We start from the raw sequence: 17,720 nt of genomic DNA on the forward strand, positions 1-17,720 counted from the left end.
GCCGGCGAATTCGGCTCCTTGCCTTTACCCGAAAATACTCAATAAACGTTGTATTTCAGCGGCTTTTTCTAAGCTGCCTGCTTGATTATAGGAAGCTAATAGGTTACGCAAGACACGGCTGACGATCGCCAAGTTATCACACGGCAAAAAGAATTGTTCATCATTAGGCAAATTAAGTTGCTTTAAAAACGATAAGACATCATGTCTTCCAAATATCTGGCCCCTATTAAAAGCATTGATATAAAAAAGAACTCCTGCTTCGTCGGCCTTAATTTGTTCGTCCATATAAGCCAATATAAAGTGGCGTGGCAAATTGACACCATAAATTGGGATATCCAAACGCTGCGCTACAATACTATATAGTGCTGCTAATAAAATCGGGTTTCCTCTCCTCGTTTCCAGCACTTTACCGATGTATGAATTTTGCGGATCGTGGTAATTTTTGGTATTACCTTTGAAGCCATGCATATTGTAAAATACGTTATTTAATAAACGTACTTTCTCCACAGCGCTCATGTTATACATCATTTCCAACCAAGCATCGCGCTTAATTTCTTCTACTTGATTGATGATGGTTTGATCTTCCAGATCGGGATATTGATATTTATTGACAATAATCAAGCCCTGCAATAAATCAAACCCCCCGCCCATATACCAAAGTTCCAATTCATTAAAAACCTGTTCAAACTGAATTTTATGAATTAGGTTCTCTATCCTCGACTGAAGAAAAGAATCAAATGATTTTTCCCAAGCAGCTTCCAACGGAGCAATAACCGCTGTCCCTAGTGTTAACAACTTCTCCTCAACGTGCCGAAATACCTCTTCATCCGGATCGTCTAATAGATGTATCAAGGAATTTATCTCTTTGTCATTAAGCATATACAAAGATAAAAATAAGTTGTGATTTGTGTGTTATGAGTTGCTTCTCTACCGAGGTTACCACACTCGTATTCAATAGGATGTTTAAATTAAAAGAACGATTATTTTTGTCACTTTTATTCGTTATCGTTTGTTTTAAAAGGCACTCATGCTACTTCGTGGTTTCCGCAAAAAGTAACCAAAAACTCATCACTTGGAACTTTGCTACAACGATAGTGCCTCAACGTGCAAACCGCAAATTTCCTAGGTGATATTTTAGCAGAACGTAGGGCTTTTACTTTTAACCGGACGTATTATTTCTTCAGCCCTAAATATAGCCCTGTGCGCTGGAAGATCGGCCTTGGAGGATACCGACGCAACGAGCCGCAAAGCATTTGCATGTCTGTTCATACGGCAATATCCAAGCGGATTGAGGAAGTGAAACGGCTCCAATACGCGCCAGCGATGCTTTGCCATCGGTTGCAAGGTAGCCTACACACGCCTTGACTTTTTTGGTTCTTTTTGTGTTAAGACAAAAAGAACACGATAAATTTGACTAAGAAAAAGGTTCTTTTTAAATGCACTCAACCTTCCTGTCACCATTGCTTTTTAGACGAATCCTATAAAGGTGTTTAAAAACCTTATGGTACCTGAAATATAGGTTTACATAATCAGGAGAGAGAACCTGCCTCTCCCCTGGATGGTTGGTTTTGTTTATTGAGCCTGTGGCATATGTTGACTGAGTGATTCCATATTTAGCCCCAATCCCTGCGCAATGGCCATGCCGAGCTGCACATCGGCTCTAAACCAGTGACACAGCTGTCGGTTAATAATGAGCTCCTTCTTGGAGCCGGTGATACCCTTCATTGAGGTCACGATATTATGAATGGTGTTTTGTTTGGCTTCCGGTGTCATCAATCTGAAAAGATTTCCAGGTTGCGTATAGTGATCATCCTCGCCCGGCGCGTTGCGGTTATACCAATCGGCAATATCGCTTTCTAAATTCCATGCAGGCTGTTTGTAGCTTTCATCTTCATAGATGCTATCAAAGCTGTTGGGGAAATAGTTTGGCGTGGAGCCTCCATTTCCGTCTACGCGCATATAGCCATCCCGTTGATAATTGGCTACCATAAAAGGGCACCTGTTTACCGGAATTTGCTCATAATTTACACCTAATCGATAACGATGGGCATCCGGATAAGACAAAATCCGCCCCTGCAACATCTTGTCGGGCGAATAGCTAATACCGTCAATAACATGTGCCGGTGCGAAGGCCGCCTGTTCTACTTCGGCAAAATAATTGGATGGATTTTCATTCAGTTCTAAAACGCCCACTTCTTGTAAAGGATACTCTCTCTGAGGCCAAATTTTGGTTAAGTCAAAGGGATTCCAGCGAAAGGCCTTCGCCTGTTCCTCCGTCATTATCTGTATATATAGTTTCCAGCGAGGGAAATCGCCGCGTTCAATCGCTTCAAATAAATCACGCTGTGCAAAATCAGGGTCTTCTCCCCGCATGCGCATCGCTTCGTCATTGGTGAAATTTTTAATGCCCTGTTCCGTTTTGAAATGGAACTTGGTCCATACACGCTCATTATTGCTATTGATGAAAGAGAATGTGTGACTGCTAAAACCGTGCATGTGACGATATCCTACAGGTGTGCCCCGGTCTGACATCAGTATAAGCACCTGATGCAGACTCTCCGGGTTTAACGACCAGAAATCCCACAACATCGTTGCGCTTTTCATATTGGTTTGCGGATCACGCTTCTGTGTATGGGTAAAGTCGCTGAATTTTTTTGGATCTTTTACAAAGAAAACCGGTGTATTATTGCCGACGAGATCCCAATTGCCGTCTTCCGTATAGAACTTAACGGCAAAGCCGCGTGGATCTCTTTCTGTATCAGCTGAACCTTTTTCCCCTCCAACCGTTGAAAAGCGTAAAAACAAACGCGTTTTTTTGCCTATCTCATTAAAAATTTTAGCTTTTGTGTAGGAGGTGATGTCCTGGGTTACGGTAAATGTGCCATAAGCACCCGAACCTTTAGCGTGCACCACGCGTTCGGGAATTCGTTCGCGATTAAAATGGGCCATTTTTTCATGCAGGTGAAAATCCTGCAATAATATAGGGCCGCGTGGCCCAACGGTCATCGAGTCTTCATTGTTAGTGACGGGAATACCCGAGGCGGTTGTTAACTTCTTTTTCTCTTCCATGTGTAAAATTGTTTAGTATGATTCCTCTGTCGACCAAAGGTAGTGCTTCGGTATGAACATCTTACATCGAATTTTGCTATGTTTGTATAATCAAAATTTATATTATGACGCTTGTTCAATTAGAATATATTATAGCTGTTGATACATATAGAAGTTTTGTGGCCGCTGCAGATAAGTGTTTTGTAACGCAGCCTACATTGAGTATGCAGATTCAAAAATTAGAAGAATCTTTAGGTGTTCGAATTTTTGATAGGACCCGGCAGCCTATTGTGCCTACCGAAATCGGAGAAGAAATCATCCGACAAGCGAGAGTGGCGGTTTTAGAGAGCCAGAAAATTAAAGAGATTGTCGCTTATAAGAAAGGCGAGGTGGAAGGTGAATTAAAAATCGGTGTGATTCCGACGGTTGCCCCGTATCTATTACCAAAGGTATTAGGCAATTTCATGGAGAAATATCCGAAATTGCATTTGCATGTATGGGAGTATACAACAGAAAAGATAGTCAGGGAGTTAAAAACAGGGGTATTAGATTGCGGTATTTTGTCGACACCGATCCACGAGCCCAATTTGCAGGAACACCCCTTGTTCTATGAAACGTTTGTTGCTTATATAGCTAAAGAAAGCAGTTTGTCAAAGAAAAAAGCCGTTACTGCAAGTGATATATTGAATGAAAAACTTTGGTTACTGAACGAAGGGCACTGTATGCGGAATCAGGTACTGAATATCTGCAATAGGAGGAAAACGATGAACCCGGACGATTCCTTCGAATATAACACCGGCAGTGTAGAAACCCTAAAACGGATGGTGGATACGAATGCGGGCGTAACGATTATGCCTGAATTGAGTATTGCTGAGTTTTCTGTAAAGGAGCTCGATCAGGTGCGTTATTTTAAATCGCCCGAACCGGTTCGCGAAATTAGTTTAATCACGCAACAGAACTACCTAAAGAAAAGAGCCATTGAAGCTTTGAAAAGTGAAATTCTACAGATTCTACCGAAGCGTTTTAGAAATAAGAAGAAAAAGGAGGTGATGGATATTGGTTAAATCAATGCTTGAAACTATTACCTGTTATCTCCTGCTGATTGATGCGAACGGCAATGGAGGAGGGTTTGATACCGTCTCCGAACATCTCTGCATTTTTTTCCGTAAACTCAGCGCCGAAAAATAGAATGGAGGATGTGTAGTTTATCCAAAGCAAGATAATTACTATGGAACCGGCGGCACCATATCCGGATGCCGGTGCCGCATGCTGCATATACAAGCCTATCGCCCACTTGCCGATCATAAATAAGATGGCGGTGAAGAAAGCACCCGACCGTACGTCTTTCCACTTGATTTTTACGTCTGGAAGGAATTTAAAAATACAGCCAAAAAGAACGGATAAAACAATAAAGGTGATAAGGGTATTGGCAAGATATAAGGCGATGTTGGTCGTTTCGTCGAAAAGGTCTAAACCAAAAACCTGAAAATCGGGAAGATACTTGATGAGCGTAGTGCTAATAACAGAAATGACAACATTCAAGAGTAAAGAAACAACTAACAAAAAGCCCAAAATAAGCACAATGGAAAAAGACAGTGCACGATCAACAAGTAGTTTTACCCAACCTCTTTTTGGTTTGGGCTTCACATTAAAGATCATGTTGAGCGAATCCTGCATTTCTACAAAAACTTTTGTCGATGCGTAAATCAATGTGCCCACACCAATAATGGTTGCAATAATGGATCCTTTTCCGACCGATAAGCCTTTTATAAGTGATTGTATAAGTGCGGCGGCATCAGCCCCGACATATTCGTTTATTTGCTGAAAGATTCTTCCCTGTTGTGCATCATCACCCAAAACAAAGCTAACAACAGCCAATATAATGATCAGGAGAGGAGCCAACGCAAATATGGTATAGTAAGATAATGCTGCACTCATTTTCGATACTTTGTCGTCACCGAAGCCAATGACCGTTGCCTTAAGTAGAGTGAAAGCGTCTTTATAAAACTGTTTTCTTAAAACCTTCATATATGCCTTGATTTAACACTTAAAGTGATCATCGATGGGATACAATCAGTAGTTCGAGATCTTTCGGGGTTAAATTAAATTTATTGGCTATATCTTTATTCGTTAACTGTCCTTGGTAAAGATAAATGGCATTTCGAATACCCGGTTTGTTCCAGATAACTTTCAATAGCCCCCCCTGTTCCCCAATATCCAACAAAATCGGTGCGAAAATGTTTGTCAGCGCATAGGTGGCTGTTCTGGCAACACGAGATGCTATATTGGGAACACAGTAATGAATAACATCATACTTTCTGAAAACAGGGGAATCGTGATTGGTTATATGAGAGGTCTCGAAACAACCGCCTTGGTCAATACTGACATCGACCAGCACAGAGTTGGGTTTCATTTTAGAAACGGTTTCTTCGGTAATAATACACGGACTTCTGCCATTGGTGGCGCGCATCGCACCTATTACGATGTCACAGGATAGGACCGCTTTTTGGAGTACAATGGGTTGAATAACCGAGGTGAATACTTTATTCCCTAGATTGTTTTGTAAGCGTCGAAGACGATATAATGAACTGTCAAAGACTTTTACCTGTGCACCTAAGGCGAGTGCGGCACGGGTCGCATACTCTCCAACCGTTCCGGCACCGATAATGACTATTTCAGTAGGAGGAACGCCGGTAATCCCCCCCAGCATCAGGCCCTTGCCTTGGAACACGTTACTTAAATATTCGCCGGCAATTAGAATAGAGGTAGCGCCTACAATTTCGCTCATTGCACGTACAACCGTTAACCGGTTATCCTCGTCCCGCAAATACTCATAAGATAGCGCCGTAACCTTCTTCTTCATCATGGCTTTTAAATGCTCAAAGCCCAATAAAGAGGGTTGTTGGCTGGAAAACAGGACCTGGCCGGTTTTCATTAAATCAATTTCTTCCAAGGTGGGAGCCCCAATCTTGACGATAATGTCGCAGGTGTAAATGCGTTCCTTTTCATGAACAATGATAGCGCCCTGCTCGCTGTAGTGATGATCCAGAAAGTTGGCACCGTTTCCTGCGCCGGACTCTAACATAATTTGATGACCATTCTCTACAAGTAAAGCAACAGACAAAGGCGTAAGCGCAATACGGTTCTCCTGAAAGCTCACTTCCTTAGGGATTCCGATTAATAAACTGTTCTTCTTTTTGCCGGTTTCTAGCATGGCCTCCTGTGGCTGCATCATCGCTTGACGCGCCAAGTTAGATAATTCTGTCATACAGAGCTCAATTACACAAAAAATCGGGTTAATTTACGAAAAAGTATCTACAGTTCGTTCATGTTTTATAATTGCGTCTGCCATTCGGATGCAAAACTTGCTCGATTTTGATCGAAAGCATTTTAATCGGTACACAGAAAAAAAGATAAATAGCAGGATAAATGAAGAAATGAGAGCATGCTAATAAAGTTCAGACAAATGGGAAGATGGAATCCCTTTTTGTATCCTAATTTTACGTTCATTTTTTTCTCCGAGCTCAATTGTAACACTCACTACCTCTTCGGGTAGGAGATTAGGGATTTTTTCAGGCCATTCAATAAAACAATAGTTTCCTGAGAAGAAGTATTCCTCATAACCCAGATCTAAAGCTTCCTGTTCCTCTTTCAACCGGTAAAAATCAAAATGATAAACGTTTCCCTGAGGACTATGGTACTCGTTAACGATTGAAAAAGTTGGACTGGCTGCTTGGTCGGTAACCTGTAGTTGCTTGCAAAGCTCTTTAATAAGTGTGGTTTTTCCTGCTCCCATTGGAGCGAAAAACAAAACTACCCGATCATCGGCTACAAAAAGGAGTATTTTTTTTGCCACATCAGGTAGTTCGCTTATGTCGTTAACGGTAAGAATCATGAAGCAAACTTAGAGAAACCGGCATGGATATGCAACGTGCTTTCTAAAGTCTTTTCGTAATACTCACCGGTGAAACCGATTACGATCCTTCATCATTTCGGTGTATACGTAATATACGGAATGATCATCTCTTCAAGAGAAATACCACCGTGTTGAAAAGTTTCGTTGAAGTAATTGACAAACTGGTTATAGTTGTTAGGATAAACGAAATAGGTATCTTCCTTGGCAAATATAAAACTTGAACTTACGTGAAGTTTCGGCAATTTTGCTTCATGTGGGTTCTTGATGTGTAGTACATCCTTATCAATAAAGTTTAGATTTTTACCCTGTTTGTAACGAAGATTACTATTCGTGTTCCGATCGCCGATTACCTTACTTGCATGTTTTACGCGAATCGTACCATGGTCAGTCGTAAGAATGACACGTACATTTTTTTGCGCGAGCCATTTTAGGGTATCTAAAAGTGGCGAATGTTTGAACCATGACAGCGTGAGCGAGCGATAGGCTGCTTCATCGCTGGCAAGCTCCCGGATCATGGCCATGTCAGTCCGGGCATGGGACAGCATATCGACGAAATTATAAACCAGCACATTAAGGTCGTTTCCCATCAAATTGGATAGATTGTCCGCGATGTCTCTTCCCTGTTCCAGTGTAAGAATTTTATGGTAGCTGAATTTGCATTCTTTCCGAAACGTATTTTTTATTTGTGCCGCTAAAAACTCTTCCTCGTGTAGATTTTTGCCCCCCTCGTCTTCATCGTTTTGCCAAATGTGCGGAAAGTTCTTCTCCATATCAAGCGGCATCATCCCGCTGAAAATAGCATTCCGGGCATATTGGGTCGCCGTAGGCAAAATACTGTAATAAGTTTCCTCCGCATCCATACGATAGTAATTGCCGATGATTTCATGTATCACTTTCCATTGATCATATCGTAAATTGTCTATTAAAAAGAAAAAGGTAGGCTTGTTATCCAGTACCGGGAATACTTTTTTCTTAAATAGTTGAGGCGATGAAACCGGCCCGCTCTCCGGGTCTTTGACCCAATGCAGGTAATTCTTTTCAACAAATTTCGAAAACTGGGCATTGGCTTCCGCCTTTTGCATGGTCAAGATTTCGTGCATGCCTTCATCTTCCAATTTTTCGAGTGAAAGCTCCCAATAAACTAATTTTTTATAAACATCAACCCATTCATTAAAGTCCAGATTATCATTCAGGGTCATGCCAAGCGTTCTAAACTCCTGTTGGTAAGCCATCGATGTTCTTTCGCTTACTAAGCGTTTATTCTCAGTGAACTTTTTGATGGTCAATAGAACTTGTTTCGGATTTACCGGTTTAATCAGGTAATCATCGATTTGCGAACCTATTGCATCTTCCATCAGAAACTCTTCTTCATTCTTCGTGATCATTACCATGGGGACGGTCGGATTAATGCCCTTTAAAATCCCTAAGGTTTCCAGACCTGTAAGTCCCGGCATATTTTCATCCAAGAATACTAAATCATAAAAGGAATTTTTGAAAGCTTCAACGGCATCATGTCCATTGGTGACTGTTTTTACACCATATCCCTTTTCATTGAGCAGCATAATGTGAGGCTTTAATAAATCGATCTCATCATCTGCCCATAGTATATTTGTTTCTTGCATCGCGTTGTTTTTATTTTTTGGTATCAGACATAGGTAGTAGGTATTAAGACGAATACCTTTTTGTCAATTACCTTATAGCTTATACCTTTCCGCCTTATACCTTATAATAGAATCACGAACTTACGTAATTGTTTGGAGCCTTTCCGCTTTTTTAACAAAAATTAACAGCGACGTAAATAAATTCAATTTAGATTTGATTTCGATGTAGAAAGAGAAGCTGCATCATGGACATTTCATTAAAAAATAGCACCTTTGTGCTTAAATTTTTTGGCTTTTGAATAAGAAAAAAATTATTAATGATCCTGTTTATGGTTTTGTTTCCATACCATCAGATTTGATATTTGATCTGATACAGCATCGTTATTTTCAACGCCTTCGGTATATTAAACAGGTAAGCCTAACACATTTAGTTTACCCAGGGGCACTGCATACGCGTTTTCAACATGCACTCGGTGCTATGCATCTGATGGGCTTAGCTTTAGAGACCCTGAAAGGTAAAGATATCGATATAACAGCGGAGGAAGAAGAGGCCGCCATTATAGCCATATTACTACATGACATAGGTCATGGACCATTTTCGCACTCGTTGGAACACACCCTGGTACAGGGAGTATCACATGAGCATATTTCGTCGTTAATAATGAATGAAATGAACCGGAAATTCAATGGTAGCTTGTCTATGGCGATTGATATCTTTAAAGACAAATATCCAAAGCGATTTTTGCATCAATTAGTGTCGAGTCAGCTTGATACGGACCGAATGGACTATCTCAACAGAGACAGCTTTTTTACCGGTGTTTCCGAAGGGGTGATCAGCTTTGATCGGATTATTAAAATGCTGAACGTTGCTAATAACGGCTTGGTGATTGAACAAAAGGGAATTTATTCGGTTGAGAAATTTTTAATTGCCCGTAGACTAATGTACTGGCAAGTATACCTGCATAAAACGGTATTAAGTGCTGAACAGATGTTGATTAAAATCTTACAGCGTGCAAAGGAGCTTACCGATAAAGGAAACAACGTATTTGCAACAGAGGCGTTGAAACATTTTATTGATAACAGAGTCACAAAGGAGGATTTTTTACAAGATCGCACCCATCTCGAATTTTTTACCATGCTGGATGATACAGACATTTTGGCAACTGTGAAAATGGGGGTAAAGCATGAGGATACTGTCTTATCTAAGTTGTGTGAGCAATTTATGACAAGGAGGCTCTATCATGTCGAATTAAGTAATTTTATGCCTACCAAGGAACGAATAGAAGCATTACGTCGTGCAGCTATGAACCTGTTCAAGGTTGGGGAGGATGAAGTGCATTATTTCGTATTCACGCAGTCGGTAGAAAACAGTGCTTACGATGCCGGTGAGGGAAATATTAACATTTTGATGAAGGATGGTACCATCCAAGATATTACGACAGCCTCCGATTTATCGAACTTGGAAGTGCTGGCAAAAAAGGTCAAGAAATTTATGATTGCTTACCCAAAAGAATTGCGGTAGTTGTCAGAAGTTCGCAAAGTATTGATATACAAAGGAATTTAAAATTTGTTCATAAAAATTTAACACATAAATTTGCGCGATGCAATTTACTGCCAAACAAATTAGCGAAATCATTGATGGTTCTATAGAGGGAAACGAAGATGTTGTGGTATCGAGGGTTGAAAAAATCGAAGAAGCTAGCCAAGGGGGGCTTACTTTTTTAGCTAACCCTAAATATGAAAACTACCTTTACACGACAGAAGCATCCATTGTTATTGTCAATAATGACTTAACGGTTGAGGAGCCGATAAGTGCCACGCTTATTCGAGTGAAGAATGCCTATACGGCAATTACCTTGCTATTAGAGCAATATAATAAATTCCGTTTTCATAAAACGGGAGTAGAAACGCCTTCCTATATCCATCCCTCCGCTAAGCTAGGGGAGGATGTATATGTAGGGGCTTTTTCTTATATCGGAGACAATGTTGTACTAGAGGATAATGTAAGCATTTATCCGCAGGTGTACATTGGCGATAATGTTAAGATAGGCGCGGGGAGTATTTTATTCCCCGGTGTAAAAATATATCACGATTGTGTTTTAGGAAAAAATGTGGTGATCCATTCAGGCACTGTTATAGGAAGCGATGGTTTTGGCTTCGCTCCACAAGAGGATGGTACCTATCGTAAAATAAGTCAAATCGGAAACGTTGTTATAGAAGATGATGTTGAAATCGGCTCTAATTCCACAATCGATCGTGCAACGATGGGACATACAATCATTCGAAAAGGTGTAAAACTGGATAATTTAATTCAGTTGGCGCATAATGTGGAGGTTGGAGAAAATTCAGTTATAGCTGCTCAAACAGGTATCTCAGGAAGTACAAAAATCGGTAAGAATGTAGTTTTAGGAGGACAAGTAGGTGCCGTAGGACATATCACCATAGCTGATGGTACACAAGTGCAGGCGCAATCCGGTATCAACCGTTCTATAGATACCCCCGGGTTGAAATGGGCGGGAACACCGGCAAGTCAGTTCCAGAATCAGATGCGAGCACAAGTAGTATTGCAGCGATTACCGGATTTGGAACGCCGCTTGGATCAAATTGAAAAACTAATTAAAAAACTTGACGAAGAATAAATGAGTACTAGCGGCGACAGCGTATGCTAGCCTTAAATTATTAGGAAGAGATGAACGTTAAACAAAGAACACTTAATTCAGAAATTACGATTTCAGGGGTTGGCCTCCACACTGGTAAACATGCTACATTAGTTTTTAAGCCGGCACCTGTAAATCATGGATATAAATTTAAACGAATAGATTTAGAAGGTCAGCCCATCATCGATGCTGACGTGGATAACGTTTCAGACACTTCGAGAGGAACCACGATTACACAAAATGGCGCAAGCGTAAGCACGGTAGAACACTTATTGGCATCCTTAGTAGGAATGGAGATTGATAATGTGCTGATAGAAATTGATGGCCCTGAAGTTCCCATTATGGATGGGAGTGCTTTAATTTACGTAGAAGCCATTGAGAAGGCAGGGTATAAAGATCAGGAAGCAGATCGGGAATATTACGAAATACCTCATAATATACATTATACCGAAGCTGATAGAAAAGTAGAGATGGTTGCGATGCCTTTAGATGGGTATCGATTTACCTGTATGATTGATTACAATTCACCCGTATTGGGAAGTCAACACTCTGCTATTACTAGCATCAGCGAATTTAAAAAGGAAATTGCCTCGTCCAGAACGTTTTGTTTCTTGCATGAATTAGAAATGTTGCTTGAACATAATCTGATTAAAGGAGGTGATTTAAATAACGCGATTGTAGTAGTCGATAAAGATGTGAGTAAAGATGAGCTGAAGCATTTAGCGAAACTCTTTAATCGGGAAGATATCGATGTGGCAAGGGAAGGTATCCTGAATAATATTAAGCTTCGCCATCAGAATGAGCCGGCACGGCATAAGTTGTTGGATATGATTGGCGATTTGGCCTTAGTAGGGCGGCCGTTGAAGGGACATATCATGGCTGCACGTCCCGGGCATGCTGCCAATGTGGCATTTGCCAAAAAGATCAAAGCGCAGATTAGTAGGGAAAAGAACAAGAAGTATGTGCGGGTTTACGATCCGAATATGACCCCCGTTTATGATACGGCGCAGATTATGAAGATTTTACCCCATAGGCAGCCGATGCTGATGGTGGATAAGATTCTGGAACTTACAAAAACTCATGTGGTGGGTTTGAAGAATGTGACAATGAATGAAGACATCTTCATGGGGCATTTTCCAAATGAGCCGCTATTCCCCGGAGTTCTTCAAATTGAGGCCATGGCGCAAACAGGAGGCATATTGGTGTTGAATACCGTACCCGACCCGGAGAATTATATCACCTTATTTTTGAAAATTGAGAACGCTCGGTTTAAAGCACAGGTGAAACCGGGAGATACCATTATTTTTCACTGTAGTTTATTGCAACCGATAAGAAGAGGTATCGCTCAAATGAAAGGTGTTGGCATGGTTGGCGAAAAGATTGTGGTAGAAGCAGAATTGATGGCACAGATAGTTAAGATAAAAGAAGAAATTAAAGAGCAATAAGATGATCCAACCATTGGCATATATACATCCGCAAGCCAAAATCGCGGAAAATGTAGTGATCGAACCTTTTGTAACTATTCATAAAAACGTAGAAATAGGCGAAGGAACATGGATAGGCTCGAATGTTGTTATCATGGATGGCGCGCGTATCGGGAAAAATTGTCGTATTTTCCCTGGGGCGGTAATAAGTGGCATCCCGCAGGATCTCAAATTTGCGGGTGAAGACACTACCGCTGAAATTGGTGATAATACCACCATCCGCGAATGTGTAACAATTAACAGAGGGACAAAAGATAGATGGCGTACGGTAGTTGGAAATAATTGCCTTATCCAAGCATATAGTCATATCGCCCACGATTGTTTTGTTGGTAATAATTGTATTTTTTCAAATAGCAGCACGTTAGCAGGGCATATTACAGTTGGCGATTATGTGGTGTTGGCGGGCATGGTTGCTGTTCATCAGTTTTGCCATATTGGGTCTCATGCGTTTGTTGCAGGAGGTTCTTTGGTTCGTAAAGATGTTCCGCCCTTTGTTAAAGCAGCGAGAGAGCCACTTTCTTATGTGGGGATTAATTCTGTCGGCTTAAGGCGCAGGGGCTTTTCATCTGAGCAAATCAACGAAATCCAAGATATCTATCGTACCATGTTTGTGAAAAACAACAATTTAACGAAAGCCTTGGATATCATTGAAACGGAATGCCAACCAACGGAGATTCGCGACGAGATCCTGGACTTTGTACGAAGCTCTAATCGCGGGATTATGAAAGGCTTTGGCCAAGGAAAGGTTGCGCTGTAAGATTTTAACCTAAGCAGCATTAAGCTGCTTATGGTGTTTTACTGCTGGAGGATTAGCACTTGGATATCATACTCGAAAATATCGGTCGGCGCTTCAATCGAGAGTGGATTTTTAAATCGGTCAATTACCATTTTTTGCATGGAAATAGTTATGCGATTTTAGGCCCTAACGGGTCCGGTAAATCAACCTTACTTCAGGTGTTGATCGGTAGTCTTACAGCATCCGAAGGCACCATTCGATACCTCGATGAAGATCAGAAAGTGGATGCGGATATGTTTTTTTCCTCGAGTGCTTTAGCGGCGCCCTACCAAGAGCTGATCGAAGAGTTTACGCTACGTGAATTGATCGATTTTCACTTTTCTTTTAAACGAATGGAAGAAGGCCTGAATGCACAATTGCTATTGGAATTATTGGATCTCGAACGCGCTGCGGACAAAGAACTACGCTACTTTTCGTCCGGAATGAGACAGCGCACGAAATTGGCCTTGGCTTGCTGTTCGCAAACCCCTACCTTATTTTTAGATGAACCCACATCCAATTTGGATACACAGGGGATCGCTTGGTATCTTAATCTGATTGAGCGATTCGCCAAGAACAAATTGCTGATTATTTGTTCCAATCAAGAACATGAATATAGCTTTTGTCAGCATCAAATTCATATTGAGCAGTATAAAAACTACTAGGCGACTAAATTTTTGGGAATCCAAATTTTAAGGTTACCTTTGCACCACCGAAAAAATGTTTTTACATAATAACTTATAGATATGGCTAAAGCTTCTGATGTCAAGACGGGCAATATATTGCGTTTTAACGGCGAATTGGTATCTGTAGATGAGTATATTCATAGAACTCCGGGAAACCTACGTGCTTTTTATCAAGCGAAGATGCGCAACGTTAGAACGGGTAAGTTGGTGGAGTATCGCTTCCGTACCGATGAGGAGGTTGAGATTGCGCGTGTTGAGACGAACGATTATCAATACCTTTATGATGAAGGAGACTTTTTTGTTGTAATGGATAATGTCTCGTTTGAGCAATATAATATCCCCAAATCGCTTTTTGGTGATTCGGCACGTTTCTTGAAAGAGGGTATGAATGTATTGGTGGCCTTTGAAAGTGAGGAACCGATTATGGCTCAAACACCTACTACGGTAGAGCTTGAGATTACTTATACGGAACCTGCTGTGAAAGGCGATACCTCTACAAACGCCCTGAAAAGCGCTACCGTGGAAACGGGCGTTGAAATTCGTGTTCCCTTGTTCATCAACCAGGGTGATAAAGTTAAGGTTGATACCAGAACCGGGGATTATATCGAACGGGTGAAATAATTTGATTAAGTTTTTAGGTTTAGGTTGATTAGGCGGTCTTTGAGAGCTCTTCTCTAAGGCCGTTTTTTATTTGTCTTTTAATATAGCAGACGGAATGTATACAAAACAAGCTAGCAGATTGCGGTTTAAGTTTATGCGCGATCAATTGTCGGATACGCAGTACCATCAGCTCAATGCAAGTTTGCTGAGAAACTTTCAGTCCTTGCCAATGGACGGAATTGCGTACCTCCATACCTTTCTGCCTATATTGGAAAAAAGAGAGCCTAATACATTTCTCCTCATTGACTACATAAAGGTGAATTATCCCAATACAAAAATTGTGGTGCCAAAAAGCGATTTGCAGAAGAACATAATGACCCATTACGTGTTGGGCGAACAAGCATTAATGAAAAACAAGTGGGGCATCGTAGAGCCCGAAGGATCGACCAACCAAGTAGCGGTAGGATTGATAGATGCTGTGCTCTTACCTTTGCTAAGTTTCGACATGGAGGGGAACCGGGTAGGTTATGGCAAGGGCTATTATGATCGCTTTTTAAGCGAATGCCGTCCGGATATTCGCAAAATTGGTTTGTCGCTATTTGATCCCGTTGATAAGATTATTGATTGTGAAGCACATGACATTCCTTTGGATAGCTGCGTAACACCTGAAAAAATATGGGTTTTTTCTAAATAGGCGGCAGAGCTAAATGCGAATACTTAACACCTAAGCGCTAACCAAACAAATCGTTAAGTATTTTAGCCAGTCGGATTCCACCCTTTAGTAGTTGTTGATTCAGCGTGTTGATATGATCGAAGTTATAGCGATAGCTGAGCTTCTCTTCAGGTTGGACATCTTTATACAAAGATTCACTAATCTGGTAAGATTCATACAGCCAGTTTTCCAATGAGCTGTTCTGCCACATAGCGCGCTGTTCCTTTGTGCTGAAATTAATCGCTTGGGTATATTCCGTAAAACTTAGCTGCTGAAAATCTATCAATTGCTCATCCCAAATTCGATGGAGATTCGTGGGGATATTGAACCAATAGAGTTTGATCTTATTACCTCCTAGATCTTCAAAGCGGCCCGTATGCATCGGTTGATGGATGTCGCCCACAATATGTATAATAAGACGAAGGTACAATACCTGAGTGGCTTTATCTAAAGAATGTCGATTTTTAAGCTGCTGAATCAACATAAGGAGCTTGTTGTAAGCATTAGCGGTCGTGTCGCTATGTAGTTGTTGGCTTAACTGTTCGTAAGTCAGGCCGCTTTTGAAATTTACATAATGCCAACTGCCTAAATAATTGAAAGCTGGGTCAGATTTTATAAAGTCGGGCCAATTCGCAGCCATTGCTAAAGATTCATTACCCAGAATTTCCTGAATATTTTTTCTTGCCCTCTTGCTTAAATGTTGATCGGCAAGCGCACCTACCACACGATGACCGGTAAGCCCCCAGGCGAAGGCAGAATGGTAAGAAAAAAGAAACAGGATAACTATGACATAGAGTATGGCAACTTTCTTCATAGTGCAAAGTTAGTCAAAAGCCATCAGCCATTAGCTATCCGTTTGCTGTTTTATTTCCGTTTTTATTGGTTGATATCCGATCGCTGATCTCCATAAAAATCCTATCTTTGTCAACTAAAACAAAACACATATATCATGAGTGTTGAAAGAGGTCCAATATCACAATTTATAGAGAAAAATTACCTGCATTTTAATGCCGCATCGTTGGTAGATGCTGCCAAAGGCTATGAAGCCCATTTGGATGCGGGGGGCAAAATGATGATTACGTTGGCAGGAGCAATGAGTACGGCCGAACTGGGAATTTCCCTAGCCGAAATGATCCGTCAAGATAAGGTTTCCATAATTAGCTGTACCGGGGCTAATCTAGAAGAAGATATCATGAATTTGGTAGCACACTCTCATTATAAAAGAGTGCCTCATTACCGAGATTTGAGTCCACAAGACGAATGGGATCTATTAGAAAATCACTATAACCGCGTAACAGACACCTGTATTCCGGAGGAAGAAGCTTTCAGGAGATTACAGCAACATATCCACAAAATATGGAAGGATGCTGAACAGGCGGGAGAACGTTATTTTCCGCACGAGTATATGTACAAAATGCTGAAAAGCGGTGTGTTAGAACAATATTACGAAATCGATCCAAAGAACTCGTGGATGTTGGCTGCCGCAGAAAAGAATCTTCCGATTGTGGTACCTGGATGGGAAGACAGCACGATGGGAAATATCTTCGCTTCCTATGTGATTAAAGGCGAGTTGAAAGCTTCCACCATGAAAAGCGGAATTGAATACATGGCTTACCTGGCAGATTGGTACGTAAAAAATAGTGATGGTAAAGGCATTGGCTTTTTTCAGATTGGGGGAGGTATAGCGGGCGACTTTCCGATTTGTGTTGTGCCCATGCTTTATCAAGACATGGAAATAGAGAATATTCCGTTCTGGAGTTATTTCTGTCAGATATCAGATTCAACTACATCTTATGGCTCTTACTCAGGCGCGGTACCCAATGAAAAAATTACGTGGGGAAAGCTAGGGATAGAAACACCTAAATTCATTGTTGAATCAGATGCCACCATCGTTGCACCATTAATTTTTGCCTGGATATTAAAACAGTAATATTTTATAAGGAGCTCTTGAGCTCCTTTCTTGTTTTTCAGCCCGTAGGATGTCATCCTGCAACCTAAATTTCGACTATGGCCGGAGCTTATAGCCGCTTTCTTAAATAGAGTAATAATATTTTTTTAATATTTCAAATTCCCTTCCCGTATTTTTTCGGACGATTTTTGACGGGCCTTTAAAAAAGGGCTTAGAAAACTAAATAGAGGCGATTTAAAACAATTTAGAATCATTATAAATTGATAATTAAAGTCACGAAATTGTCACTGATATCTTAATTAGTTATACTTTTGTGCTCAGGTTTTAAAGAG

16 protein-coding genes are annotated in these 17,720 nt (G+C 40.9%); 9 read left to right on the plus strand and 7 right to left on the minus strand.

What is annotated here, in order from left to right; all coding sequences use genetic code 11:
• Positions 1 to 24: 24 nt before the first annotated feature.
• Together ACH11B_RS07970 and ACH11B_RS07975 are read right to left on the minus strand one after the other, a co-directional pair.
• The gene (locus tag ACH11B_RS07970) at positions 25 to 879 is read right to left on the minus strand and encodes a transglutaminase-like domain-containing protein (protein ID WP_013664821.1); all 855 of its coding nucleotides are present in this window, start codon (positions 877 to 879) and stop codon (positions 25 to 27) included.
• 693 nt (positions 880 to 1,572) lie between these two features.
• A complete protein-coding gene (locus ACH11B_RS07975; protein ID WP_377613224.1) occupies positions 1,573 to 3,069 on the minus strand; it encodes a catalase in 1,497 nt (498 codons plus the stop codon).
• Between the two features lie 104 nt (positions 3,070 to 3,173).
• Here ACH11B_RS07975 and ACH11B_RS07980 point away from each other — a divergent pair, with 104 nt between their 5' ends.
• Complete coding sequence (locus ACH11B_RS07980) at positions 3,174 to 4,112, plus strand: hydrogen peroxide-inducible genes activator (protein ID WP_013664823.1); 939 nt, start codon at positions 3,174 to 3,176, stop codon at positions 4,110 to 4,112.
• A 1-nt stretch (position 4,113) separates the two neighbouring features.
• Here ACH11B_RS07980 and ACH11B_RS07985 read toward each other — a convergent pair whose 3' ends face one another.
• The 4 genes from ACH11B_RS07985 to ACH11B_RS08000 all read right to left on the minus strand — a co-directional run bounded on the left by ACH11B_RS07985 (position 4,114) and on the right by ACH11B_RS08000 (position 8,586).
• The gene (locus ACH11B_RS07985) at positions 4,114 to 5,076 is read right to left on the minus strand and encodes a YihY/virulence factor BrkB family protein (protein ID WP_013664824.1); all 963 of its coding nucleotides are present in this window, start codon (positions 5,074 to 5,076) and stop codon (positions 4,114 to 4,116) included.
• 28 nt (positions 5,077 to 5,104) lie between these two features.
• Entirely contained in the window at positions 5,105 to 6,316 is a 1,212-nt protein-coding gene (locus ACH11B_RS07990) for an alanine dehydrogenase (RefSeq protein ID WP_013664825.1), read from the minus strand.
• A gap of 180 nt (positions 6,317 to 6,496) precedes the next feature.
• The gene (gene tsaE / locus ACH11B_RS07995; RefSeq protein ID WP_013664826.1) at positions 6,497 to 6,943 is read right to left on the minus strand and encodes a tRNA (adenosine(37)-N6)-threonylcarbamoyltransferase complex ATPase subunit type 1 TsaE; all 447 of its coding nucleotides are present in this window, start codon (positions 6,941 to 6,943) and stop codon (positions 6,497 to 6,499) included.
• Positions 6,944 to 7,035: 92 nt separating this feature from the next.
• Complete coding sequence (locus tag ACH11B_RS08000) at positions 7,036 to 8,586, minus strand: PglZ domain-containing protein (protein ID WP_013664827.1); 1,551 nt, start codon at positions 8,584 to 8,586, stop codon at positions 7,036 to 7,038.
• 274 nt (positions 8,587 to 8,860) lie between these two features.
• Between ACH11B_RS08000 and ACH11B_RS08005 the strand changes: the two genes are divergently transcribed.
• The 7 genes from ACH11B_RS08005 (at position 8,861) to ACH11B_RS08035 (ending at position 15,461) form a co-directional block, all read left to right on the plus strand.
• The gene (locus ACH11B_RS08005) at positions 8,861 to 10,087 is read left to right on the plus strand and encodes an HD domain-containing protein (RefSeq protein ID WP_013664828.1); all 1,227 of its coding nucleotides are present in this window, start codon (positions 8,861 to 8,863) and stop codon (positions 10,085 to 10,087) included.
• Positions 10,088 to 10,166: 79 nt separating this feature from the next.
• Positions 10,167 to 11,204, plus strand: a complete 1,038-nt coding sequence (lpxD, locus tag ACH11B_RS08010) for a UDP-3-O-(3-hydroxymyristoyl)glucosamine N-acyltransferase (protein ID WP_013664829.1) — start codon at positions 10,167 to 10,169, stop codon at positions 11,202 to 11,204.
• Between the two features lie 50 nt (positions 11,205 to 11,254).
• Positions 11,255 to 12,667, plus strand: coding sequence for a bifunctional UDP-3-O-[3-hydroxymyristoyl] N-acetylglucosamine deacetylase/3-hydroxyacyl-ACP dehydratase (locus tag ACH11B_RS08015; protein ID WP_013664830.1), 1,413 nt, complete (start codon positions 11,255 to 11,257; stop codon positions 12,665 to 12,667).
• Between the two features lies 1 nt (position 12,668).
• The gene (lpxA, locus tag ACH11B_RS08020; protein ID WP_130854496.1) at positions 12,669 to 13,463 is read left to right on the plus strand and encodes an acyl-ACP--UDP-N-acetylglucosamine O-acyltransferase; all 795 of its coding nucleotides are present in this window, start codon (positions 12,669 to 12,671) and stop codon (positions 13,461 to 13,463) included.
• 59 nt (positions 13,464 to 13,522) lie between these two features.
• Positions 13,523 to 14,146, plus strand: coding sequence for an ATP-binding cassette domain-containing protein (locus tag ACH11B_RS08025; RefSeq protein ID WP_377613225.1), 624 nt, complete (start codon positions 13,523 to 13,525; stop codon positions 14,144 to 14,146).
• Positions 14,147 to 14,227: 81 nt separating this feature from the next.
• On the plus strand, positions 14,228 to 14,788 hold the full coding sequence (gene efp, locus ACH11B_RS08030) for an elongation factor P (protein WP_013664833.1): 561 nt from the start codon (positions 14,228 to 14,230) through the stop codon (positions 14,786 to 14,788).
• A gap of 94 nt (positions 14,789 to 14,882) precedes the next feature.
• Positions 14,883 to 15,461: a 5-formyltetrahydrofolate cyclo-ligase gene (locus ACH11B_RS08035; RefSeq protein WP_013664834.1), complete on the plus strand. Its 579-nt coding sequence runs from the start codon at positions 14,883 to 14,885 to the stop codon at positions 15,459 to 15,461.
• A 37-nt stretch (positions 15,462 to 15,498) separates the two neighbouring features.
• On the opposite strand, the gene ACH11B_RS08040 is transcribed toward ACH11B_RS08035, so the two are convergent.
• The gene (locus ACH11B_RS08040) at positions 15,499 to 16,293 is read right to left on the minus strand and encodes a S1/P1 nuclease (RefSeq protein WP_013664835.1); all 795 of its coding nucleotides are present in this window, start codon (positions 16,291 to 16,293) and stop codon (positions 15,499 to 15,501) included.
• 135 nt (positions 16,294 to 16,428) lie between these two features.
• On the opposite strand from ACH11B_RS08040, the gene ACH11B_RS08045 reads away from it, so the two are divergent.
• Positions 16,429 to 17,409, plus strand: coding sequence for a deoxyhypusine synthase family protein (locus ACH11B_RS08045; protein WP_377613226.1), 981 nt, complete (start codon positions 16,429 to 16,431; stop codon positions 17,407 to 17,409).
• Positions 17,410 to 17,720: the final 311 nt, after the last annotated feature.

Origin of the sequence: Olivibacter sp. EAT-5, assembly GCF_044784325.1 — a bacterium.
GTDB classification, from domain to species: domain Bacteria; phylum Bacteroidota; class Bacteroidia; order Sphingobacteriales; family Sphingobacteriaceae; genus Olivibacter; species Olivibacter oleidegradans.